This is a genomic window from Nocardioides agri, assembly GCF_013778305.1.
Taxonomy (GTDB): Bacteria; Actinomycetota; Actinomycetes; order Propionibacteriales; family Nocardioidaceae; genus Nocardioides; species Nocardioides agri.
Window position 1 is genome coordinate 2,881,720 of the sequence record NZ_JACEIC010000002.1, and the last position, 24,011, is coordinate 2,905,730.

Consider the following 24,011-nt stretch of genomic DNA (forward strand, 5'->3'; position numbering starts at 1 on the left):
ATGGCACGCACCTCGCTCGCCGGCACCGCGCTCCCCAAGGTCATGGGCATCGTCTTCCTGTGCCTGGTGCTGACCGGCGCCTACCTCACCTACGCCGTCTTCACCCAGAAGTTCGAGGACTACGACGAGGTGACGCTGCAGACCTCGACGATCGGGCTGCAGCTCCCCGAGCGCGCCGACGTCAAGGTCCGCGGCGTGATCGTGGGCGAGGTGCTCGACTTCCAGCCGACCGAGGACGGCGCCGACGTGACGCTCGGGATCTACCCCGGCGAGCTGGACACCATCCCAGCCGACGTCACCGGGTCGATCGTGCCCAAGACGCTGTTCGGGGAGAAGTACGTGTCGCTGGTCGTCCCCGACCAGCCCGCGCGCGGCCACCTCGAGGCCGGGCAGACGATCGAGCGCACTGTCGTCTCGACCGAGGTCGAGCAGGTGCTCTCCGACCTCTACCCCCTGCTGCGCACCGTGCAGCCGGCCGCCCTCAACCAGACGCTCACCGCCATCTCGACGGCGCTCGAGGGGCGCGGCGAGGAGATCGGCGAGAACCTCGAGACGCTCGACTCCTACCTGAAGCGGATCAACCCGGAGATCCCGGCCCTCGTCGAGGACCTGCGGCTGACCGCGCAGGTCTCCGACAACTACGCCGCCGTGATGCCGCAGATCGCCCAGATCATCGACGACACCGTCGTCACCACCGGGACCCTCGAGGACCGGGCGGAGAAGCTCAACGCGCTCCTCGACGACGTCTCGTCGTTCTCTGACACCGCCCACGACTTCCTCGCCACCAACGAGCAGAACCTGATCCGGCTCAGCGAGGTGGGCGAGGAGCAGCTGCGGGTCTTCGCCCGCTACGCAGGCGTCTACAAGTGCCTCACCGGGGGCATCGTCGCCGCGGGGGCCCGGCAGGCGGAGGCGTTCCGCAACTTCACGCTCCACATCGTGCTCGAGACGCTGCCTCACCAGCCGCGCCCCTACGGCCCCGGCGACGTCCCGCACTTCGGCGAGGACCGCGGCGCCGACTGCGTCAACCTGCCGAACCCGCCGTGGAGCCAGTCCAACCCGGTGCGCCACCAGCCGGACTTCGACGACGGTGTCGACGAGCCGACCGGCAAGGGCACCAGTCGCGTCGCACCCGGCGCGTACGCCGCGCGCCACGGCGTGGCCGCGCCGGGCACCCCGCAGGAGTCCGACCTGCTGCGGTCGCTGCTCGGGCCCGCGCTCGCCGTCGGCCCCGACGAGGTGCCCGACCTCGGCCTGCTGCTGGTCGGACCGATGGCGCGCGGGGCGGAGGTGTCGCTGCGATGAAGGTGCTCGACAAGCGGACGACCGCCGACCTGGTGAAGCTGCTGATCTTCATCGTCGTCACGACCCTGGCGACCTCGGTCCTGGTGGTCACCATCGGCAACCTCACGTTCGCGCCGACCCATGAGTACCGCGCGGTGTTCGTCGACGCCACCGGCGTCGTCAAGGGCGACGACGTGCGCATCGCCGGTGTCAAGGTCGGCACCGTCCAGAAGGTCGCGGTCGTCGACCGCGACCGCGCCCAGGTGACGTTCACCGTCGACGAGGCGACCACGCTCAGCCGAGCCACGCACGCGGCGATCCGCTACCGCAACCTCGTCGGCCAGCGCTACGTCGCACTCAGCGACGAGATCGGCGACTCCTCGACGCTCGAGCCGGGAGGCACGATCCCCGTCTCCCAGACGACGCCCGCCCTCGACCTCACCGTGCTCTTCAACGGGTTCAAGCCGCTGTTCCAGGCGCTGTCCCCGACGGACATCAACAAGCTCTCCTACGAGGTCGTGCAGGTCTTCCAGGGCGAGGGCGGCACGCTCGAGGGGCTGCTCGCGCACACCGCCTCGGTGACGTCGACGCTGGCCGACCGCGACGAGCTGATCGGCGACCTCATCGACAACCTCAACCAGGTGCTCGACCACCTCGGCGACCGCGACCGGGAGCTCAGCCGGCTCATCACGACGTTCCGCACCTTCGTCTCCGGGCTGTCCGACGACCGCGAGGCGATCCTCGGCTCGCTCGACCAGATCTCCGAGCTGTCCGTGGAGACCGCCGGCCTGGTGTCGGGCATCCGGGAGCCGTTCGTCGATGACATCCACCAGCTCCGACGGCTGTCGGAGAACCTCGACCGCGGCAAGTCCGAGATCGACCGGGCGCTCCAGGTGCTGCCGATCAAGCTCAACAAGATCGGCCGCACCGCGACGTACGGCTCGTGGTTCAACTTCTACCTCTGCCACTTCCAGGGCAACGTCAAGCTGCCGGGCGGCCGGTCGGTCCCGGTCGACTACCCGCTCCCGGGCAGCAAGGTCGCAGACAGGTGTGATCTGGGATGACCACCCCCTTCCGTGAGCGCAACCCGGTCGTGGTCGGGGCGATCAGCCTCGCCGTCGTCGCGCTGCTCGTGCTCGCCGCGTTCCGGGCCCAGGACCTGCCGGTCATCGGTGGCGGCGACACCTACTACGCCGCGTTCGCCGAGTCCGGCGGGCTCAAGGCCAACGACGAGGTCCGCATCGCCGGCGTGCGGGTGGGCAAGGTCGAGAAGGTCGCGCTCGACGGCGACCACGTCAAGGTGACCTTCCGGATCGAGAGCGGCTCAGGCTTCGGCGACGACACCCGCGCCGAGATCAAGGTCAAGACGCTGCTCGGCGCGATGTACCTCGGACTGGTGCCTGCCGGCTCCGGCCAGCTCGACGAGGGCAGCGAGATCCCGGTCGAGCGGACCAGCTCGCCCTACGACGTCGTGGAGGCGTTCTCGGGGCTCGCGGAGACCAGCGACCGGATCGACACCGACCGGCTGGCGCAGTCGCTGACGACGCTCGCCGACCTCACCCGCAACACGCCCGAGGAGTTCCGCCAGGCGCTCAGCGGCGTCTCCCGGCTCTCGTCCGACATCGCCGCCCGCGACGAGCAGATCAACACCCTGCTCAAGAACCTGGACCGGGTCACCACCGTGCTCGACGACCGCGACCAGGACATCGTCGGGCTGATGAAGGAGTCCGACGTGCTCTTCCGCGCGCTGGTCGCCCGCCGGGAGTCCGTGCACGCGCTGCTCGAGTCCACCTCCCTGATGTCGAAGGAGCTGACCGTGCTGGTGCGCCAGAGCCGGGCCGACCTCAAGCCGGCGCTCGAGCACCTCGACAACGTCCTCGTCGTGCTCAACAAGAACGAGGACAACCTCGACAACAGCCTGCGGTTGATGGCGCCGTTCTACCGCGTCTTCGCCAGCACGCTCGGCAACGGCCCGTGGTTCGACACCTACATCCAGAACCTGCCGCCCGTCCCCCAGGTGGGTGGCTGACATGGACGTGCTCAAGCGGGTCGTCCTCCCGGCGGTGCTGGTGCTGCTGCTGGTCGTCACGGCCTTCACGATGTTCACCAGCGACGACACCAAGACCCTCACCGCGACGTTCCCGCGCACCATCTCGATCTACGAGGGCAGCGACGTCCGGGTCCTCGGCGTCCCGGTCGGCACCGTCGACGAGGTCACCCCGACCGGCACCGACGTGACGGTGACCATGCACTACGACGCGGGGGTGCGGGTCCCCGCCGACGCCAAGGCCGTGATCGTCGCACCATCGATCGTCGGCGACCGCTTCGTGCAGCTCACCCCCGTCTACGACGGCGGCAAGGTGCTCGCCGACGGCGCCACGCTCGACGAGGAGCACACCGCCGTGCCGCTCGAGCTGGACCAGATCTACGCCAGCCTCGACGACCTGACCGTGGCGCTGGGGCCGACCGGCGCCAACGAGAACGGCGCGCTGTCCGACCTGCTGGAGTCGACGGCGAGGAACTTCGGCGGCCAGGGCGAGCAGTTCCACCAGACGGTCAAGGACTTCGGGAAGTTCAGCGCGACGCTGGACGACAACAAGGAGGAGCTCTTCGGCTCCGCCCGCAAGCTCGAGGGCTTCATCGGCACGCTGGCCGGCAACGACAAGACCGTGCGTCGCTTCAACGACTCCCTGGCCGAGGTCTCGACCATGCTGGCGGGGGAGCGCGAGGAGCTCGCAGCCGCCCTGAGCAACCTCGGCACCGCGCTCGGCCAGGTGTCGACGTTCGTCAAGGAGAACCGCGAGGCGCTGGGCCGCAACATCTCCGGGCTCAACCGGGTCGCCAAGGTGCTGGTGCGTCGCCGGGCCGAGCTCGACAAGATCCTGGACGCCGCCCCGCTGGCGCTCAACAACCTCGCGCTGACCTACAACCCGGAGTCCGGGACGCTCGACACCAACGCCAACATCGGTGAGCTCGTGAACCAGATCCAGTCCGACCCCGCGACGCTGCTCTGCGGGCTGCTCGGGCAGGCCGACCGCTCGGAGTCGCTGTGCAAGATCGTGCGGCAGGCGCTGGGCCGGACGGCGCCCGGCGGACGGTCGGCGGCGCAGCCCTTCGACCGGTCGCTGGCGGGACTCGTGGAGGCAGAGCGATGAGGAGACCGACGACGATGGTGCGCGCCGCGGTCGCCGCGCTGGCCGCCTCCCTGCTCCTCACGGGCTGCGACTTCGACGTCTACAAGCTGCCGCTCCCCGGCGGCGCCGACGTCGGCGACGACCCGATCACGGTCACCGCGGAGTTCCAGGACGTGCTCGACCTGGTGCCGCGGTCGACGGTCAAGGTCAACGACGTGAGCGTCGGCCAGGTCACCGACGTCGCCCTCGCGGGCCAGCACGCGGTCGTGACGATGGAGATCCAGAACGACGTCGACCTCCCGGCCAACTCCGTCGCCGAGCTGCGCACCACCAGCCTGCTGGGCGAGAAGTTCGTCCAGCTCTCCGCGCCCACCGACGTGGCGCCCGAGGGCGAGATCGCCGACGGCGCCGAGATCCCGCTCGACCGCACTGGCCGCAACCCGGAGGTCGAGGAGGTCCTGGGCGCGCTGAGCCTGGTGCTCAACGGCGGTGGCGTGGCCCAGCTCAAGACGATCGCCAGCGAGCTCAACAAGGCGCTCGACGGTCGCGAGGACACCGCCCGGTCCGTGCTCGACCAGGTGCGGCGGTTCATGCAGCAGCTCGACGAGAACAAGGCCGGCATCGTCGACGCCATCGACTCCGTCAACCAGCTCGCGAAGTCCGTGACCGCGCAGCAGGACTCGATCGACGCGGCGCTCGACGAGCTCCCCGACGCATTGGAGTCCATCGACCAGCAGCGCGCCGACCTGGTCAAGATGCTGAAGGCCCTCGACCGCCTCGGCGACGTCGGGGTCCGCGTCATCAGCAGGACCAAGGACGGCACGATCGCCGCGCTCGAGCAGCTGAGCCCCGTGCTCACCGAGCTCGCCAACTCGGGCGACGACCTCGTGAACTCCTTCCACGTCTTCCTCACCTACCCGTTCGTCGACGAGGTCGTGGGGCGCGACCCGCAGGTCGCCCGCAACCTGCACATGGGCGACTACACCAACCTGTCGGTCGAGCTCGACCTCGACCTGTCGGGCGGCATCACGGGCCTGCCGACCAGCCTGCCGACCAGCCTGCCGACGCTGCTGCCCGGCGACCTGGACCCGCCGGCCGTCGTCGACCTCCTGACGCGCTGCATCGCCAGCGGTGACCTGAACAGCGAGCCGTGCCGACGGCTGACCGGCAGCCTCGAGGGCCTCGAGCGGCTGAAGACGGAGTGCCGCAAGCCCGCCAACCAGGGTGCGCTCGTGTGCACCGCGCTCAACCAGGTGCCCGGGCTGCCGGTCCCCGTGCCGTCCGACGCGCCGTCGATCCCGATCGTCGGCGACCTGCTCGGCCTCGGCCGCGCCGCCGCCGGACCCACGGCCCGCAGCGGTCACGGGCCGACGATGCGCCAGCTGAGCCGCGCCTTCGACCCGGCGCTCGTCCAGCTGCTCGTCCCGGGGATGGTGAGCTCGCGATGATCACCCGCCGCACCCGCATCCAGCTGCTGGTCTTCGTGGCCATCACGCTCATCGGCGTCAGCTTCGTCGGCGCCCGCTACGCCCGGCTCGACCGCTACCTGATCGACGACCAGTACACCGTCGTCGCGCACCTCGAGCGGTCGGGCGGCATCTACGAGGGCGCCGAGGTCACCTACCGCGGCGTGCAGGTCGGCAGCGTCGGCGAGCTCGAGCTCACCGACGACGGGGTCGACGCCCGGCTCGACATCGACAACGAGCACGACGACATCCCCGACGACACCCTGGCCGTGGTCGGCAACCGGTCAGCGGTCGGCGAGCAGTACGTGGAGCTCCAGCCCCGCGTCGACACCGCGCCGTACCTCTCCGACGGGTCCGAGATCGAGATGGCCGACACCCGCACGCCGATCGCGACCGAGAAGCTGCTGGCCGACATCTCCACCACCGTGCAGTCGGTGGACCAGCAGGCCCTGGCGACCACCGTCGACGAGCTCGGGAAGGCCTTCGGCGGCACGGGTCGCGACCTCCAGCGGATCATCGACACCGGCAACTCCTTCATCGAGGAGGCCGACGCCAACTTCGAGGTGACCTCGGCGCTGATCCGCGACAGCAACACGGTGCTCAGCACCCAGGTCGACAAGGCCGACGCCTTCCGGACCTTCGCCGACCAGCTGAGCCTCTTCAGCGGGACGCTCGCCGGCGCCGACCCCGACCTGCGCACGGTCATCGACCAGGGCTCGGGGGCGGCCAACCAGCTGCGCACCTTCCTGGAGCAGCACGGCGTCGAGCTCGGCGAGCTGGTCGGCAACGTGGCGACGACCGGCGAGGTCGTCGTCGCCCACCTGCCGGGCATCCAGCAGATCCTGTCGATCTACCCCTACGTCGTCGAGGGCGGCTTCACGGTGGTGTCGAAGTCGCCGGACACCGGCCGCTACGACGCCCACTTCGGGCTGATCCTGACCAACAACCCCGTCTGCCACCAGGGGTACGAGGGCACCGACACCCGGCCGCCGCAGGACGGCAGCGACCGGCCGATGAACACCAGCGCCGGCTGCACCGAGCCGGCCAGCAAGAGCAACGCCCGCGGTGTGCAGAACCTGCAGCGGGCGGGGGCGGCGTACCGCGCCCCGGTGCTCGCCACCTACGACCCCGACAGCGGCCGGCTGCGGTGGGGCGACCGCGTGCCCGGTCACCGCACCCTGGCCGGGTCGCCCGCCCCCGCCAGCTTCGGAGAGGACGCGTGGAAATGGCTATTTCTCCAGCCGTTGACGAAGATCGACCAGTGAGTGCCGACCTCGACGCCGAGCAGCCGGCAGCCGGGCCGGACCGCCGGTTCCGGCTGGTCCTGACCGCCGTGCTGGTGCTGCTGCTCGTGCTGGCGGCCGGCTGCCTGGTCTGGCTGCTCGCCGAGCGCCGCGGCGCGGCCGGCGACGCCCAGCGCCAGCGCGATGCCGTGATCCGCCAGACCGAGCAGTTCGTGCTGCGGCTCAACACCTACGGCCCCGACGACCTCGACGCGCAGGGGCACCTCACCGACTACCAGGACCGCGTGCTCGAGGTGATGAGCGCGAAGTTCGGCGCGGACTTCGAGGAGAGCGGCGTCTCGCTCGCCGAGCAGACCGTCGCGCAGTCCGGCTACGGGCGCACGGCCGAGGTCTACGGCGTCGGCGTCGACTCGGTCGACGACGACTCGGCGACCGTGATCGTCGCGGGCAGCCTGACCGGCAGCTACCCCGACCCGAAGGCACCCGAGGACGAGAGCAAGCGCGTCGACGACCAGCCCGACGTGCTCCGGTGGTCGGTCGACCTGGTCAAGGTCGACGGCACGTGGCTGGTCGACGACTACACGCCGGTCAGCGCCGAGGGCGGGGGGGACGAGCAGTGAGCACCCCGACCTGGTACGACGTCCTGGGCGTCTCGCCCGACGCCGGCGGCGAGGAGGTGCGCGCCGCGTGGCGCGCGGCGATCGCCGACCTCGACCCGACCGAGCGGCGGTTCGCGCTGCTCAACGAGGCCGCGCAGGTGCTGCTGGACCCCGAGCAGCGGGCGGCGTACGACGCGGAGCTCGGCGTCGCGGAGCCCGAGCCGCAGCCGGACCGCGAGCCCGAGGCCGAGGCCGAGCCGTCATCAGCGGACGGTCAGCGACGCGCCGTGCCCGGCTGGGTGCTGGCCGGCCTCGCGGTCGCGGTGCTGCTGGTCGCGGGCGCGGCGGGCGTGGTCTACGCGACCGTGCCCTCCGACCGCGCGGTCGCGGACGCCACGTCGCAGGCCCGGTCCGCGGCCGAGCGCGCGGTCGTGCCGATCCTCTCCTACGACTCCGCGCACCTCGACGACTCCAAGGCGGCCGCCGAGGCGTACCTGACCGGGTCCTACCGCAAGGAGTACGACAAGCTCTTCGACGGCGTGATCGCCACCAACGCCCCGTCGACGGGCACCACGGTGCAGGCGGAGCTGGTGCGATCGGGCGTGGCCCGCGCCGACGCCGACCGGGTGCAGGTGTTCCTGCTGGTCGACCAGACCCGCACCAACAAGGCCGAGAAGAGGCCGGTCGTCTTCCAGAACTGGGTGACGGTCACGATGGAGCGGGTCGGCGACGACTGGCTGGTCTCCGGCATGGACACCTGATCGACGGGTGATCGACGAGTGATCGACGGGTGATCGCCGGGCGATCGCCGGGCGATCGCCGGGTGATCGACGGGCCGTCCGACCGCCGCGTCGCTTGACCTGGTCGCCTTCGGCGTTCATAGTCATCGCCAACGCGGTCCCGATCCTGGAGCCGGGTTTGTGGTGCGTGCGCGCGTGCAGTAGGGTGGGTCTTTGCGTCTGCCCTCAAATGCTCTCCAGCCTGCCCGGTGGCTGGTTCTGTGGTGGGCCTGACGCCGATCTCACAGCGTAACCGTCGAAGGACACCTCTTGGCCGCGCGCACCTCCTCTGGTAACCCCCGCCGCATCTCTTTCGCAAAGATCACCGAACCCCTCGAAGTCCCGCAGCTCCTCTCTCTCCAGACCGACAGCTTCGACTGGCTGGTCGGCAACGAGGCCTGGAAGGCCGTCGTGGAGCGACGCCTGGAGGCTGGCGAGGACGTCTCCCAGAAGTCCGGTCTGACCGAGATCTTCGAGGAGATCTCCCCGATCGAGGACTTCTCCGAGACCATGTCGCTCTCGTTCGAGAACCCGGTGTTCTACGACCCGAAGTACACGGTCGACGAGTGCAAGGAGAAGGACTTCACCTACTCCGCGCCTCTCTACGTGTCGGCGGAGTTCACCAACAACGACACCGGCGAGATCAAGGGCCAGACGGTCTTCATGGGCGACTTCCCGCTCATGACCGACAAGGGCACCTTCATCATCAACGGCACCGAGCGGGTCGTCGTCTCGCAGCTCGTCCGGTCCCCGGGCGTGTACTTCGAGCGCACCGCTGACAAGACGTCCGACAAGGACATCTTCACCGCCAAGCTGATCCCCTCGCGGGGCGCCTGGCTCGAGTTCGAGATCGACAAGCGCGACATGGTCGGCGTCCGTCTCGACCGCAAGCGCAAGCAGAACGTCACGGTCCTGCTCAAGGCCCTCGGCATGACGATCGAGGACATCCGCCGCGAGTTCGCCGACCCCAACGGCACGCCGGACCCCGAGACCGGCCAGATGCGCGCCTACGAGTCGATCGAGCTCACCCTGGAGAAGGACCACACCCAGGGCGAGGACGACGCGCTGCTCGACATCTACCGCAAGCTCCGTCCGGGCGAGCCGCCGACGCGTGAGGCCGCCCAGACGCTGCTGAACAACTACTACTTCAACCCCAAGCGCTACGACCTCGCCAAGGTCGGCCGCTACAAGATCAACAAGAAGCTCGGCCTGGTCGAGGCCTTCGACCAGCAGACGCTGACCGTCAGCGACATCGTGGCCGCGATCAAGTACATCGTCGCGCTGCACGACGGCCAGGAGCAGATCGAGTCGCCGCAGGGTCCGCTCGAGATCAGCGCTGACGACATCGACCACTTCGGCAACCGCCGCATGCGGACCGTCGGCGAGCTGATCCAGAACCAGCTCCGCACCGGCCTGGCCCGCATGGAGCGGGTGGTCCGCGAGCGGATGACGACCCAGGACGTCGAGGCGATCACGCCGCAGTCCCTGATCAACATCCGCCCGGTCGTCGCGGCGCTGAAGGAGTTCTTCGGCACCTCGCAGCTCTCGCAGTTCATGGACCAGACCAACCCGATCGCCGGCCTGACGCACAAGCGTCGCCTCTCGGCCCTCGGTCCCGGTGGTCTGTCCCGCGACCGCGCCGGCATGGAGGTCCGTGACGTCCACCCGTCGCACTACGGCCGCATGTGCCCGATCGAGACGCCGGAAGGCCCGAACATCGGTCTGATCGGCTCGCTCGCGTCCTACGGCCGGATCAACCCGTTCGGCTTCGTCGAGACGCCCTACCGCAAGGTCGCCAAGGGCAAGGTCACCGACCAGATCGACTACCTCACCGCTGACGACGAGGACCGCTTCGTCATCGCGCAGGCCAACGCCGTGCTCGACGACAAGGGCAAGTTCGTCGAGGAGCGCGTGCTGGTCCGCCAGCGCGACGGCGAGGTCTCCGAGGTCCTGGCCGACGAGGTCGACTACATGGACGTCTCGCCGCGGCAGATGGTGTCGGTGGCGACCGCCCTGATCCCGTTCCTCGAGCACGACGACGCCAACCGCGCGCTCATGGGTGCCAACATGCAGCGCCAGGCCGTGCCGCTCATCAAGAGCGACGCGCCGCTGGTCGGCACGGGCATCGAGTACCGCGCCGCGGTCGACGCCGGCGACGTGGTCGTCGCGTCCGCTGCCGGTGTGGTCAAGGAGGTGTCCGCCGAGGTCATCGAGACGATGAACGACGACGGCACCTACTCGACCTACAAGCTGGCCAAGTTCAAGCGGTCCAACCAGGGCACCTGCATCAACCAGCGTCCGCTGGTCGTCGAGGGTGACCGCGTCGAGGTCGGCTCGCCGATCGCCGACGGTCCGTGCACCGACGACGCGGAGATGGCGCTCGGCACCAACCTGCTCGTGGCGTTCATGCCGTGGCAGGGCCACAACTACGAGGACGCCATCATCCTCAGCCAGCGCCTGGTGCAGGAGGACATCCTCACCTCGATCCACATCGAGGAGCACGAGGTCGACGCCCGCGACACCAAGCTGGGCCCGGAGGAGATCACCCGGGACATCCCGAACGTCTCCGAGGAGATGCTGGCCGACCTCGACGAGCGCGGCATCATCCGCATCGGCGCCGAGGTGCAGACCGGTGACGTCCTGGTCGGCAAGGTGACCCCCAAGGGCGAGACCGAGCTGACCCCCGAGGAGCGCCTGCTCCGCGCGATCTTCGGTGAGAAGGCGCGTGAGGTGCGCGACACCTCGATGAAGGTCCCGCACGGTGAGTCCGGCACGGTCATCGGCGTCCGGGTCTTCGACCGCGAGGAGGGCGACGAGCTCCCGCCGGGCGTCAACCAGCTGGTCCGCGTCTACGTGGCCCAGAAGCGGAAGATCTCCGTCGGTGACAAGCTCGCCGGCCGCCACGGCAACAAGGGCGTCATCGCGAAGATCCTGCCGATCGAGGACATGCCGTTCATGGAGGACGGCACCCCGGTCGACGTGATCCTCAACCCGCTCGGTGTGCCGCGACGGATGAACATCGGTCAGATCCTCGAGCTCCACCTCGGCTGGCTCGCCAAGCAGGGCTGGAACCTCGACCTGCACGACGGGCCGAAGGACGAGGACTGGAAGAAGCGCCTGATCAAGATCCACGCGGACAAGGCCGAGCCGAACACCCGGGTCGCGACCCCGGTGTTCGACGGTGCCCGCGAGGACGAGATCACCGGTCTGCTCGACGCCACCAACCCCAACCGGGACGGTGTGCGGATGATCGACGCGACCGGCAAGGCGAGCCTGTTCGACGGCCGCTCCGGCGAGCCGTTCCCGGACCCGGTCTCGGTCGGCTACATGTACATCCTCAAGCTGCACCACCTCGTGGACGACAAGATCCACGCGCGCAGCACCGGCCCCTACTCGATGATCACGCAGCAGCCGCTGGGCGGTAAGGCCCAGTTCGGTGGCCAGCGGTTCGGCGAGATGGAGGTCTGGGCGATGGAGGCCTACGGCGCCGCCTACGCCCTGCAGGAGCTGCTCACGATCAAGTCCGACGACGTGCCTGGTCGCGTCAAGGTCTACGAGGCGATCGTGAAGGGCGAGAACATCCCCGACTCCGGCATCCCCGAGTCGTTCAAGGTCCTCGTCAAGGAGATGCAGTCGCTCTGCCTCAACGTGGAGGTGCTGTCGCAGGACGGCTCCACCATCGAGATGCGCGACGCGGAGGAGGACGTCTTCCGCGCCGCCGAGGAGCTCGGCATCGACCTGTCCCGTCGCGAGCCCAGCTCGGTCGAAGAGGTGTGAGTCGCGGGGGCCCGCACGGGCCCCCGCCTCCGCCCCCTGCACTTCAATTTTTCTAGAACTACCGAAGGGTTGCAGCCACAGTGCTCGACGTTAACTTCTTCGACCAGCTTCGGATCGGCCTGGCCACCGCGGACGACATCCGCACGTGGAGCCACGGCGAGGTCAAGAAGCCGGAGACCATCAACTACCGCACGCTCAAGCCCGAGCGTGACGGCCTCTTCTGCGAGAAGATCTTCGGTCCCACCCGGGACTGGGAGTGCTACTGCGGCAAGTACAAGCGCGTGCGCTTCAAGGGCATCATCTGCGAGCGCTGTGGCGTCGAGGTCACCCGCTCGAAGGTCCGCCGCGAGCGCATGGGCCACATCGAGCTCGCCGCTCCGGTGACGCACATCTGGTACTTCAAGGGTGTCCCGAGCCGGCTCGGCTACCTGCTCGACCTCGCCCCGAAGGACCTGGAGAAGGTCATCTACTTCGCGGCGTACATGATCACCGCCGTCGACGAGGACGCGCGCCACCGCGACCTGGCCTCGCTCGAGGGCAAGGTCGGGCTCGAGCGCGAGCGCCTCGAGAAGCGCCGCGACACGGCCGTCGACGACCGCGCCAAGAAGCTCGAGGAGGACCTCGCTGCTCTCGAGGCCGAGGGTGCCAAGGCCGACCAGCGCCGCAAGGTCAAGGACGGCGCCGAGCGCGAGATGAAGCAGATCCGCGACCGGTCGCAGCGCGAGATCGACCGCCTCAACGAGGTCTGGGACACCTTCAAGTCGCTGAAGGTCCAGGACCTCATGGGCGACGAGCTGCTGTACCGCGAGATGAAGAACTGGTTCGGCAAGTACTTCGAGGGCCACATGGGCGCCACGGCGATCCAGAAGCGCCTCGAGAGCTTCGACATCGAGGCCGAGGTCGAGAACCTCCGCGAGACCATCGCCACCGGCAAGGGTCAGCGCAAGGTCCGCGCCCTCAAGCGCCTCAAGGTCGTCGACGCGTTCCGCAAGACCGGCAACAAGCCGCAGGGCATGGTGCTGGACGCCGTCCCGGTCATCCCGCCGGACCTGCGCCCGATGGTGCAGCTCGATGGTGGCCGCTTCGCGACCTCGGACCTCAACGACCTCTACCGACGCGTCATCAACCGGAACAACCGCCTCAAGCGGCTCCTGGACCTCGGCGCGCCGGAGATCATCGTCAACAACGAGAAGCGGATGCTCCAGGAGGCCGTCGACTCGCTGTTCGACAACGGCCGCCGTGGCCGTCCCGTCACCGGCCCGGGCAACCGGCCGCTGAAGTCGCTGTCCGACATGCTCAAGGGCAAGCAGGGTCGCTTCCGCCAGAACCTGCTCGGCAAGCGCGTGGACTACTCGGGCCGTTCGGTCATCGTGTCGGGTCCGCAGCTGAAGCTGCACCAGTGCGGTCTGCCCAAGCAGATGGCGCTGGAGCTCTTCAAGCCGTTCGTGATGAAGCGCCTCGTCGACCTGTCGCACGCGCAGAACATCAAGTCGGCCAAGCGGATGGTCGAGCGCGCCACCTCGGGCGCCCGGTACGCCGTGGTGTGGGACGTCCTCGAAGAGGTCATCACCGAGCACCCGGTGCTGCTCAACCGTGCGCCCACGCTGCACCGCCTCGGCATCCAGGCCTTCGAGCCGCAGCTGATCGAGGGCAAGGCCATCCAGATCCACCCGCTCGTCTGCTCGGCGTTCAACGCCGACTTCGACGGTGACCAGATGGCGGTGCACCTGCCGCTGTCCGCCGAGGCCCAGGCCGAGGCGCGGATCCTGATGCTGTCGACCAACAACATCCTCAAGCCGTCGGACGGCCGTCCGGTGACCATGCCGACCCAGGACATGATCATCGGCCTGTTCTTCCTGACGACCGACCGGGAGAACCTGCCCGGCGAGGGCCGGGCGTTCTCGTCGGTCTCCGAGGCGATCATGGCGTTCGACCGGGGCGAGATCGCGCTGCAGAGCAAGATCAAGGTGCGCTTCGACGACATCGTCGCGCCGCTGGAGTCCGGCGAGGAGATCGAGCCGGGCACCCAGATCACGCTCGACACCACGCTGGGTCGCGCGATCTTCAACGAGACCCTGCCGGCCGACTACCCGTACGTGAACTACGAGGTCGGCAAGAAGGCCCTCGGCGCGATCGTCAACGACCTCGCCGAGCGCTACACCAAGGTCGAGGTCGCGGCGTCGCTGGACGCGCTCAAGGACACCGGCTTCCACTGGGCCACCCGCTCGGGTGTCACCGTCTCGATCGACGACGTGACCACCCCTGGCCAGAAGGCCGAGATCCTCTCGGGCTACGAGGCGCAGGCGGCCAAGGTCCAGAAGCAGTTCGAGCGCGGTCTGGTCACCGACGAGGAGCGCCGCCAGGAGCTCATCGAGATCTGGACCCAGGCGGCCAACGAGGTCGGCAAGGCGATGGAGACGACGTTCGACCGCGCCAACCCGATCTACATGATGGTCGAGTCGGGTGCCTCCGGAAACATGAACCAGATCCGGCAGGTCGCGGCCATGCGTGGTCTCGTGGCCAACCCGAAGGGCGAGATCATCCCGCGCCCGATCAAGTCCAACTTCCGTGAGGGCCTGACCGTCCTCGAGTACTTCATCGCGACGCACGGTGCCCGCAAGGGTCTGGCGGACACCGCACTGCGGACCGCCGACTCGGGCTACCTGACCCGTCGTCTGGTGGACGTCTCGCAGGACGTCATCATCCGCGAGGACGACTGCGGCACCGAGCGCGGTCTGCCGAAGCGGATCGGTGAGCGTCGTGAGGACGGCACCGTGGTCAAGGCCGAGAACGCCGAGACCGCGGCGTACGCCCGCTCGGCCGCCGTCGAGATCACCCACCCGGAGACGGGCGAGGTGCTCGCCGGTGCCGGTGAGGACCTGGGCGACGTCAAGATCGGCGAGCTCATCGCGGCCGGCATCGAGGAGGTCAAGGTCCGCTCCGTGCTGACCTGCGACGCCAAGACCGGCACCTGCGCGAAGTGCTACGGCCGCTCGCTGGCGACCGGCAAGCTCGTCGACATCGGCGAGGCCGTCGGCATCATCGCGGCCCAGTCGATCGGTGAGCCCGGCACGCAGCTGACGATGCGTACCTTCCACACCGGTGGTGTGGCGTCGGCCGACGACATCACGCAGGGTCTCCCGCGTGTGGTCGAGCTCTTCGAGGCCCGCTCCCCGAAGGGTCGCTCGCCGATCGCCGAGGCCTCCGGCCGCGTGGAGATCGACGAGACCGACAAGGCTCGCAAGATCCTCATCACGCCGGACGACGGCTCCGAGGTCCAGGAGTACCCGGTCTCGAAGCGCTCGCGCCTGCTGGTCGCCGACGGCGACCACATCGAGGTCGGTCAGATGCTCACCGTCGGTACGCCGGACCCGCAGGACGTCCTGCGGATCCTCGGTGTGCGCCGGGCGCAGGAGCACCTGGTCGACGAGGTCCAGGCCGTGTACCGCTCGCAGGGCGTGTCGATCCACGACAAGCACATCGAGATCATCGTGCGGCAGATGCTGCGCCGGGTGACCGTCATCGAGTCCGGTGACACCCACCTGCTCCCGTCCGACCTGGTCGACCGGGTCCGGTTCGAGGAGGAGAACCGGCGCGTGGTCTCGGAGAGCGGCAAGCCGGCCTCCGGCCGCCCGGTCCTCATGGGCATCACCAAGGCCTCGCTGGCGACCGAGTCGTGGCTCTCGGCGGCCTCCTTCCAGGAGACCACCCGCGTCCTCACCGACGCGGCGATCCACGGCCGCTCGGACTCGCTGCGCGGTCTGAAGGAGAACGTGATCATCGGCAAGCTGATCCCGGCTGGTACCGGCCTCGAGCGGTACCGCAACATCCGGGTGGAGCCGACCGAGGAGGCCCGCGCCGCGGCGTACTCCGTCACCGGTTACGACTCCTACGACTACGAGTTCGGCACCACCGGTCAGGCCGTCGCCCTCGACGACTTCGACTTCGGGTCGTACCAGAACTGAGTCACCGCCGAGTCGGCGCAGTCCTCCCCGGAGGTCTGCGCCGACTCGGCGCGTTTAGCGACAACCGACCGGGGCCGCCGGGCGTCCCACAGGCATGAGGACAACGCTGACGAGCGCCCTGGTGGGCCTGCTCGTGACGGGACTGGCGAGCGTCCCGTCGGCGGCGCACGCGGCGCCGACCCCCGAGTGCACGAACGCCGCGCTGGTGGCGTCCTACCGCGGCGGTGACGCCGCGACGAGCCATCGCTACGGCCGGATCGTGCTGCGCAACACCTCCGACCGCGCCTGCGTCGTGCAGGGGTACGGCGGCCTGTCGTACGTCGGGGGCGATGACGGCACCCAGGTCGGCGCGGCGGCGACCCGCACGCCGAGCCGGACGCCGCGCGTCGTCCTGCAGCCCGGCCAGCGGGTCGTCAGCCGGGTCGTCGAGACGCTGGCCGCGCCGTACCCGCGGCACACCTGCCGGCCGGCGCACGTCGACGGCTTCCGGGTGTACCTGCCCGACGAGACCCGGGCGCAGTTCGTGCGGCACCCGACGACGGGGTGCCGGAACCCGCGGATCCACCTCCTCGAGCACGCCGCCTACCGCCGCCCGTAGCATCGACGGATGACCCGGGTCGTCCTCGCCCTCCTGCTCGCCCCAGCGCTGGCCGTCGTGACCGTGCCGGCGTCGTCCGCCGTGCCGGTCCCGGCTGATGGCCGGGCCGTCGACTCCGCCCGTCCGGACCACGTCATCGGCACCGGCACGCCGGGCAGCTGCACCTCGGCGTCGGTGGTGCGGGCGGTCCGGCTGGGCGGGGTGATCACCTTCGACTGCGGGCCGGAGCCCGTCACGATCCACATGCGGCGCACGGCGAAGGTCGTCAACACCTCCCGGCGCGTGGTCATCGACGGAGGCGGGCTGGTGACGCTCGACGGTGGCGGGAAGCACCGCATCCTCTACCAGAACACCTGCGACCCCGACCTCGTCTGGACGACCTCCCACTGCGACGACCAGGCGAGCCCGCAGCTCGTGGTCCAGCGGATCACGCTGGCGCACGGGAGCTCGGTCGGGGAGGACGAGGGCGGCGGCGCGATCTTCGCGCGCGGCGGTCGGCTGCGCATCGTCGACGCGACGTTCGTCGGCAACCGGTGCCAGCGCAGCGGGCCGGACGTCGGCGGCGCAGCGGTGCGGGTCTTCGACCAGTACCGCGACCGGCCGGTGTACGTCGTGGGCAGCGCGTTCCGCGGCGGCCGCTGCAGCAACGGGGGAGCCCTGAGCAGCATCGGCGTCTCCTGGCGGGTCCTCAACAGCACCTTCGAGCACAACCGCGCGATCGGCCGTGGAGCCAACCCGAGCCGTCCGGGGACCGCCGGCGGCGGCAGCGGCGGCGCGATCTACCTCGACGGCGACCGCTTCACGCTCGACCTCGGCGGCACGGTGATCCGCGACAACACCGCGCGCGAGGGCGGCGGTGCGGTCTTCTTCGTGAGCAACGACCGCACCGGCACCATGCGGATCCGGCACTCGACGCTGGAGCGCAACCCGAGCGCGGGGTTCGAGACGCCGGGTCTGCCGGGCATCTTCTTCCTCGGCGCGCGGCGACCCACTGTGACCGACTCGGTCCTCCGCTGAGAGAATCGACACGTGAGCACTCCGACCGAGACCGACGTCCTCGTCGTCGGCGCCGGCCCGGCCGGGTCGGCGGCCGCCGCGTGGGCGGCGCGCGCCGGCGCCGACGTGGTGCTCGCGGACGCGGCGGTGTTCCCCCGCGACAAGACCTGCGGCGACGGGCTCACCCCGCGCGCGATCGGCGAGCTGCAGCGCCTGGGCCTGGAGGACTGGCTCCGCGCGCACACCGTCAACCAGGGCCTGCGCGCCCACGGCTTCGGGCAGACCCTGCTGCTGCCGTGGCCGGGTGGCAGCCTCCCCGGCTGGGGCTCGGCGGTCGCCCGGACGGAGCTCGACGACCACCTGCGCACCACCGCGATCAAGGCGGGCGCGACCGCCGTCGACGGGCACCGCGCGGTCGACGTACGACGTGACGGCGACCGGGTCGCCGCGGTCGTCTTCAAGACCGACTCCGGACCGGTCGAGATCGCCTGCCGCCGGCTCGTCGTGGCCGACGGGGTCCGGTCCCCGCTCGGCAAGGTGCTCGGCCGCGAGTGGCACCGCGACACCGTCTACGGCGTGGCCGGGCGCTCCTACGTCGCGTCGGGCATGTCCGACGACCCCTGGATCAGCTCCCACCTCGAGCTGCGCAGCGAGGACGGCGCGGTGCTGTCCGGCTACGGCTGGATCTTCCCGCTCGGCACCGGCGAGGTGAACCTCGGCGTCGGCACCCTGGCCACCGCCAAGCGGCCGGCCGACATCGCGATCAAGCCGCTGATGCGCCACTACGCCGAGCAGCGCCGCGAGGAGTTCGAGCTCAGCGGAGACCTGCGGATGCCGACGTCGGCGCTGCTGCCGATGGGCGGCGCGGTGTCCAACGTCGCCGGCCCCAACTGGGCGCTGATCGGCGACGCGGCCGCCTGCGTCAACCCGCTCAACGGCGAGGGCATCGACTACGGGCTCGAGACCGGGCGGCTGGTCGCCGAGGTGCTGGCCGAGCACGACGACCTCTCGACCGTCTGGCCGGCACTGCTGGGCGACCACTACGGCGAGTCGTTCTCGATCGCCCGCCGCCTCGCCGGGCTGGTGACCGTGCCGCGGCTGCTGCCGACGCTGGGGCCTGCCGGCATGCGGTCCGACTGGCTGATGACGCTCGCGCTGCGCTGGATGGGCAACCTGGTCACCGACGAGGACCGCGACCGAGCCGCCAGGGTGTGGCGCTGGGCCGGCCGCCGCTCGATCGCCCGCGACCACCGGCCCCCCTTCGCCTGAGCCATGAGCGGGCTCCCGAAGCGGCAGCGGGTCGCGGCGTACGCCGTGATCCTGCGCGGGGGCGAGATCCTGCTCAGCCGGCTGTCGCCATCGATCACGCCCGAGGAGCTGTGGACGCTGCCCGGCGGCGGGCTGGACCACGGCGAGGATCCCCGCGACGCCGTGGTGCGCGAGATCCGCGAAGAGACCGGGCTCGACGCCACGATCGGCGAGACGGCGCGGGTCTACTCCGCGCACCTGGCCGGCGTGTGGCGCGACGGGCGACGGGTCGACGCCCACGCCCTCCGCATCGTCTACGAGGGCTGGGTGCCCCCCGACGCTCCGGCCCCGCGCGTGCTCGAGGTCGACGGCTCGACGGTCGAGGCGGCGTGGCAGCCGGTCGAGGCGGTGCTCGAGGGGCGGGTGCCGGTGGCCCCGATGGTGCTGGAGGCGCTGGCCGACCACCACCCGCACCGGCACCAGCGCCTCGGTGCCTACGCCCTCGCGCGGCGGGTCGTCGGCGGCGCCGACTCGGTGCTGCTGGTCCGGATCTCGGAGCGCGGCTTCCACACCGGCACCTGGTCGCTGCCCGGCGGCGGCGTCGACCACGGTGAGCCGCCCCGCGCGGCGGTCGTCCGCGAGCTGCGCGAGGAGTGCGGGGTCGACGGCACGGTCGGCGAGCTGCTCGCCGTGCACGACGACCACTTCAGCGGGGCCGCGCCGTCGGGTCGGTTCGAGGACTTCCACTCGGTGTCGCTCGCCTTCGAGGTCACCGTCGCCGACGGCGCCGAGCCGGTGCTCGCCGAGACCGGCGGGACGACCGACGCGGTCGCGTGGGTGCCGGTCGCCGACGTGGAGTCGGGCGCGGTGCCGGTGCTGCCGATGGTCAGCGAGGCGCTCACAGCGGCGCGGCGGCCACCCGGCGCCACCGCGAGCGACGCCTAGGGTGGGGCGGATGAACGAGACCGTGTTCACCTACGGCGCCCCGGCCCTGAAGTTCGGCCCCGGCGCCGCCGACGAGATCGGCCACGACCTGGCCGAGCGTGGGGTCCGCCGGGCACTGCTCGTCACCGACGCGGGGGTCGCCGCGACCGGCGGGCCGGCGCGGGTGGCCGAGCGGATCGCGACGTACGACATCGCCGTCACAACCTACGACGAGGTGCACGTCGAGCCGACGGACGCCTCGCTGGCGCACGCGATCGGGTTCGCGCGCGACGCCGGGCCGTTCGACGCGATCGTCGCCGTGGGCGGCGGGTCGGCGATCGACACCGCGAAGGCGGTGAACCTGCTCTCCACGAACCCCGGCGAGCTGATGGACTACGTCAACGCACCGGTCGGGCGGGCGCAGGCCCCGACGCAGCCGCTGCTCCCGCTCGTCGCGGTGCCGACGACCACCGGCACCGGCTCAGAGAGCACCACGATCTGCGTGCTCGACGTGCTCTCGCTGCACGTGAAGACCGGCATCAGCCACCCGGCGCTGCGGCCCACCCTGGCCGTCGTCGACCCGACGCTGACGCTGAGCCAGCCCGCGCTGGTCACCGCCGCGGCCGGCATGGACATCCTCTGCCACGCGCTGGAGAGCTGGACCGCGCGCTGGTACGCCGACTTCGACGCGAAGCGCCCCGAGCAGCGGGTGCCCTACTGCGGCGCCAACCCGGTCGCCGACCTCTGGTCGGAGCGGGCGCTGACGCTGCTGGCCGGTGTCTTCCGTGGGGCCGTCGCCGACGGCAGCGACCTGGTCGCCCGGGAGCAGATGGCGCTCGCGGCGACCTTCGCCGGCCTCGGGTTCGGCAACGCCGGCGTGCACATCCCGCACGCCAACGCCTACCCGATCGCCGGCCGGGTGCGCGACTACCGGCCTGCGGGCTACCCCGACGAGCCGCTGGTGCCGCACGGCATGGCGGTGGCGCTCACCGCACCAGAGGCGTTCCGCTTCACCTACGACGCCGACCCCGACCGGCACGTCCGCGCCGCGCGGCTCCTCGATCCCTCGGTCGAGCCCGGGCCGGACGCGCTCCCGACCGTCCTCACGACGCTGATGCGCGACGTCGGGCTGCCCAGCGGGCTGGCGGAGGTGGGCTACGGCGAGGGCGACGTCGACGCCCTGGTCGCCGGCGCGCTCCAGCAGCAGCGGCTGCTCGCGACCGCGCCGCGGAGTCCCACGGACGAGGACCTGGCGACGATCGTGCGCCGGTCGATGGAACACTGGTGACGTGACGCAGACGCCCCTCGACCTGGTTGCTGCGCTGCGCCGCCGGGGGGTCACCGACGTCGACGACTCGACGCTGGCCCGGGCGCTCTACTCCTCCGACGCCTCGCTCTACCGGGTGGTCCCGCAGGTCGTGGTGCGGCCGCGGCACGCCGACGAGCTGGACGCGATCCTCGACGCCTCCGCCGAGACGGGTACGCCGGTCACGATGCGCGGCGCCGGCACGTCGATCGCCGGCAACGCCGTCGGCGCGGGCATCGTCGTCGACACCCTCAGGCACCTCAGCAACGTGGTCTCCATCGACGCCGAGGCCCGCACTGCGGTCGTGCAGCCCGGGGTGGTGCACGCCGACCTGCAACGCGCCGCGGCGCCCCACGGCCTGCGTTTCGGTCCGGACCCCTCGACGCACACCCGGTGCACGATCGGGGGGATGATCGGCAACAACGCCTGCGGGTCGCGGGCGCTCGGCTACGGCCGGACCTCCGACAACGTGGTGGCGCTGGACGCGGCCTACGGCCCGGGCGCGGCCGACGTCGAGGCCCGCCTCGCAGCGCTCGTCGACCAGCACCTGGCGCACATCCGCACGACGTTCGGCCGCTTCACCCGGCAGGTCAGCGGCTACTCGCTCGAGCACCTGCTGCCCGAGCACGGCCGGAGCCTCGACCGCTTCCTCGTCGGCTCGGAGGGCACGCTCGCGGTCGTGCGCTCCGCGACGGTGCGGCTGGTCGCGGACGACCCCGACCGGCACCTCGTCGTGCTCGGCTTCCCGTCGATGGCGGAGGCCGCCGACGCGGTGCCGGCGCTGCTCGCGGTCGCCCCGGGCATGACCGCGTGCGAAGGCCTGGACTCGCGGATCGTCGACCTCGTCACCGGGGCGCCGACGCTGCCGCGCGGCGCCGGCTGGCTCTTCGTGGAGGTGCCCGCCGCCGAGACCGCCGCGGTCGTCGGCGCGGCCGGCGCCCGCGAGCACCGGCTGGTCGAGGACGCCCGGGAGGCCGCGGCGCTCTGGCGGATCCGCGAGGACGGTGCCGGCCTGGCCGCGCGGTCGCTGTCGCGCCCGGCGTACTCCGGCTGGGAGGACGCGGCCGTGCCACCGGAGCGGCTCGGTGCGTGGCTGCGGGACTTCGACGAGCTGCTGAAGGAGCACGGCCTCGACGGTGTGCCCTACGGCCACTTCGGCGACGGCTGCGTGCACGTGCGCATCGACTTCCTCTTCGACGACGGTGGCCGGTCCTTCCGGGACTTCCTGACCGCGGCCGCGGTCAAGCTGCGCGAGCACGGCGGCTCGCTCTCCGGCGAGCACGGTGACGGGCGGGCCCGCTCGGAGCTGCTGTCGCTGATGTACGACGAGGAGTCGCTGGCGCTCTTCGGCGCCGTCAAGGCGATCTGCGACCCCGGCAACCTCCTCAACCCCGGCAACATCGTCGACCCGGCCCCGCTCGACGCCGACCTGCGGCCGACCCGGCCGCGCGCCGCGCTGGCGCTCGCCGGAGAGGTCCACCGCTGCACCGGCGTGGGCAAGTGCGTGGCGCCCAGGACCAACGGCGTGATGTGCCCGTCCTACCTCGCGACCCGCGAGGAGAAGGACTCCACCCGTGGCCGCTCCCGGGTGCTGCAGGAGGCCGTCGACGGCACGCTGGTCAAGGGCTTCGCCGACCCCGCGGTCGCCGAGGCGCTCGACCTCTGCCTGGCCTGCAAGGGGTGTGCGTCGGACTGCCCGACCGGGGTGGACATGGCGACCTACAAGGCCGAGGCCCTGCACCAGAAGCACGACGTGCTGGGGGAGCGGCGCCCGCGCGGCCACCTGATCCTCGGCCAGCTGCCGAGGTGGGCGGCCCTCGCCGCGCCGGTGGCGCCGCTCGCCAACCGGATGATGCGGCTGAAGTCGGTGCAGCGGATGGCCAAGGCGACCGCCGGCATCGACCAGCGCCGCTCGATCCCCGCGTTCGCCCCGAAGACGCTGCGCCGGTCGGTGGGCGTGCCGGACGTCGTGCCCGACGTCTGGATCTGGGCGGACTCCTTCAGCGACCACTTCTTCCCCGGCAACGGGCACGCGGCGATCGACTGGCTCGCCTCGGTCGGGGTCACGGCGCGGGTCATCCGCGACGACGCCTGCTGCGGGCTCACCTGGGTCACGACCGGCCAGCTCGACCAGGCACGCTCGATCATGGAGCGCGCGGTCCGCACGCTCACGCCGTACGTCGAGAGCGGGGTGCCGGTCGTCGGCCTGGAGCCCTCCTGCCTGGCGACGCTGCGCAGCGACGTCCCGGAGCTCACCGGGTCGCACCTCGACGTGCTGTCCTTCGCCGAGCTCGTCGAGCGGCTCGACCTGCCGGTGCCCGACCTCGCCGGCCTGCAGGTCGTCGCGCAGCCGCACTGCCACCACGCGTCCATCCTCGGCTGGGCGGCCGACAAGCGGCTGCTGGAGCGGGCCGGCGCGACCGTCACGCAGGTCGCCGGGTGCTGCGGCCTGGCCGGCAACTTCGGGATGGAGCAGGGCCACTACGAGGTGTCGGTGGCCGTCGCCGAGACCCACCTGCTGCCCGCCGTGCGCGCCAACCCGGACGCGGTCGTCCTCGCCGACGGCATGTCCTGCCGCGTGCAGCTCGACGACCTCGCCGGCACCCCGACGATGCACCTCGCCGAGCTCTTCGCTTCTAGAATCGAGCGGTGAACCCCCGCCACCGCCGCCTCGTCATCCCGGTCGCGCTG

Annotated in this window: 16 protein-coding genes; all 16 read left to right on the forward strand. The window is 70.9% G+C overall.

Annotated elements, in window-relative coordinates; all coding sequences use genetic code 11:
* The 16 genes from HZF07_RS18525 to HZF07_RS18600 all read left to right on the forward strand — a co-directional run bounded on the left by HZF07_RS18525 (position 1) and on the right by HZF07_RS18600 (position 23,973).
* The gene (locus tag HZF07_RS18525) at positions 1-1,305 is read left to right on the forward strand and encodes an MCE family protein (protein ID WP_157343692.1); all 1,305 of its coding nucleotides are present in this window, start codon (positions 1-3) and stop codon (positions 1,303-1,305) included.
* The gene (locus HZF07_RS18530; protein ID WP_157343694.1) at positions 1,302-2,348 is read left to right on the forward strand and encodes an MCE family protein; all 1,047 of its coding nucleotides are present in this window, start codon (positions 1,302-1,304) and stop codon (positions 2,346-2,348) included. The genes HZF07_RS18525 and HZF07_RS18530 overlap by 4 nt, the downstream gene beginning before the upstream one ends.
* Complete coding sequence (locus HZF07_RS18535; RefSeq protein ID WP_157343696.1) at positions 2,345-3,313, forward strand: MCE family protein; 969 nt, start codon at positions 2,345-2,347, stop codon at positions 3,311-3,313. Before HZF07_RS18530 ends, HZF07_RS18535 begins: the two co-directional genes overlap by 4 nt.
* Before the next feature lies 1 nt (position 3,314).
* On the forward strand, positions 3,315-4,439 hold the full coding sequence (locus HZF07_RS18540; RefSeq protein WP_157343698.1) for an MCE family protein: 1,125 nt from the start codon (positions 3,315-3,317) through the stop codon (positions 4,437-4,439).
* The gene (locus HZF07_RS18545) at positions 4,436-5,866 is read left to right on the forward strand and encodes an MCE family protein (RefSeq protein ID WP_198346426.1); all 1,431 of its coding nucleotides are present in this window, start codon (positions 4,436-4,438) and stop codon (positions 5,864-5,866) included. Before HZF07_RS18540 ends, HZF07_RS18545 begins: the two co-directional genes overlap by 4 nt.
* Positions 5,863-7,149 (forward strand): MCE family protein, encoded by a 1,287-nt coding sequence (locus HZF07_RS18550; protein WP_157343699.1) that lies wholly within the window; start codon positions 5,863-5,865, stop codon positions 7,147-7,149. Before HZF07_RS18545 ends, HZF07_RS18550 begins: the two co-directional genes overlap by 4 nt.
* On the forward strand, positions 7,146-7,748 hold the full coding sequence (locus HZF07_RS24590; RefSeq protein WP_157343701.1) for a hypothetical protein: 603 nt from the start codon (positions 7,146-7,148) through the stop codon (positions 7,746-7,748). The genes HZF07_RS18550 and HZF07_RS24590 overlap by 4 nt, the downstream gene beginning before the upstream one ends.
* Entirely contained in the window at positions 7,745-8,488 is a 744-nt protein-coding gene (locus HZF07_RS24595) for a DnaJ domain-containing protein (RefSeq protein ID WP_157343703.1), read from the forward strand. Before HZF07_RS24590 ends, HZF07_RS24595 begins: the two co-directional genes overlap by 4 nt.
* Before the next feature lie 288 nt (positions 8,489-8,776).
* Entirely contained in the window at positions 8,777-12,283 is a 3,507-nt protein-coding gene (gene rpoB / locus HZF07_RS18565) for a DNA-directed RNA polymerase subunit beta (protein WP_157343705.1), read from the forward strand.
* An 80-nt stretch (positions 12,284-12,363) separates the two neighbouring features.
* Positions 12,364-16,248, forward strand: coding sequence for a DNA-directed RNA polymerase subunit beta' (locus tag HZF07_RS18570; RefSeq protein WP_181645365.1), 3,885 nt, complete (start codon positions 12,364-12,366; stop codon positions 16,246-16,248).
* Between the two features lie 94 nt (positions 16,249-16,342).
* Entirely contained in the window at positions 16,343-16,846 is a 504-nt protein-coding gene (locus HZF07_RS18575; RefSeq protein ID WP_181645366.1) for a DUF4232 domain-containing protein, read from the forward strand.
* A gap of 9 nt (positions 16,847-16,855) precedes the next feature.
* Entirely contained in the window at positions 16,856-17,863 is a 1,008-nt protein-coding gene (locus HZF07_RS18580) for a hypothetical protein (RefSeq protein ID WP_157343709.1), read from the forward strand.
* 12 nt (positions 17,864-17,875) lie between these two features.
* The gene (locus HZF07_RS18585) at positions 17,876-19,111 is read left to right on the forward strand and encodes a geranylgeranyl reductase family protein (protein WP_181645367.1); all 1,236 of its coding nucleotides are present in this window, start codon (positions 17,876-17,878) and stop codon (positions 19,109-19,111) included.
* Between the two features lie 3 nt (positions 19,112-19,114).
* The gene (locus tag HZF07_RS18590; RefSeq protein WP_157343711.1) at positions 19,115-20,035 is read left to right on the forward strand and encodes an NUDIX domain-containing protein; all 921 of its coding nucleotides are present in this window, start codon (positions 19,115-19,117) and stop codon (positions 20,033-20,035) included.
* 10 nt (positions 20,036-20,045) lie between these two features.
* Positions 20,046-21,302 carry a hydroxyacid-oxoacid transhydrogenase gene (locus tag HZF07_RS18595; protein ID WP_157343713.1) on the forward strand — a complete coding sequence of 419 codons (1,257 nt, stop codon included), beginning with the start codon at positions 20,046-20,048 and terminating at the stop codon, positions 21,300-21,302.
* 1 nt (position 21,303) lies between these two features.
* Positions 21,304-23,973 (forward strand): FAD-binding and (Fe-S)-binding domain-containing protein, encoded by a 2,670-nt coding sequence (locus HZF07_RS18600; protein WP_181645368.1) that lies wholly within the window; start codon positions 21,304-21,306, stop codon positions 23,971-23,973.
* Positions 23,974-24,011 lie beyond the last annotated feature (38 nt).

Excerpts from the sequence above, each read along its gene's own strand:
- HZF07_RS18525 (WP_157343692.1), top strand. The coding sequence starts at position 1 with ATGGCACGCACCTCGCTCGCCGGCACCGCGCTCCCCAAGGTCATGGGC.
- HZF07_RS18530 (WP_157343694.1), top strand. The coding sequence starts at position 1,302 with ATGAAGGTGCTCGACAAGCGGACGACCGCCGACCTGGTGAAGCTGCTG.
- HZF07_RS18535 (WP_157343696.1), top strand. The coding sequence starts at position 2,345 with ATGACCACCCCCTTCCGTGAGCGCAACCCGGTCGTGGTCGGGGCGATC.
- HZF07_RS18540 (WP_157343698.1), top strand. The coding sequence starts at position 3,315 with ATGGACGTGCTCAAGCGGGTCGTCCTCCCGGCGGTGCTGGTGCTGCTG.
- HZF07_RS18545 (WP_198346426.1), top strand. The coding sequence starts at position 4,436 with ATGAGGAGACCGACGACGATGGTGCGCGCCGCGGTCGCCGCGCTGGCC.
- HZF07_RS18550 (WP_157343699.1), top strand. The coding sequence starts at position 5,863 with ATGATCACCCGCCGCACCCGCATCCAGCTGCTGGTCTTCGTGGCCATC.
- HZF07_RS18575 (WP_181645366.1), top strand. The coding sequence starts at position 16,343 with ATGAGGACAACGCTGACGAGCGCCCTGGTGGGCCTGCTCGTGACGGGA.
- HZF07_RS18580 (WP_157343709.1), top strand. The coding sequence starts at position 16,856 with ATGACCCGGGTCGTCCTCGCCCTCCTGCTCGCCCCAGCGCTGGCCGTC.
- HZF07_RS18590 (WP_157343711.1), top strand. The coding sequence starts at position 19,115 with ATGAGCGGGCTCCCGAAGCGGCAGCGGGTCGCGGCGTACGCCGTGATC.
- HZF07_RS18595 (WP_157343713.1), top strand. The coding sequence starts at position 20,046 with ATGAACGAGACCGTGTTCACCTACGGCGCCCCGGCCCTGAAGTTCGGC.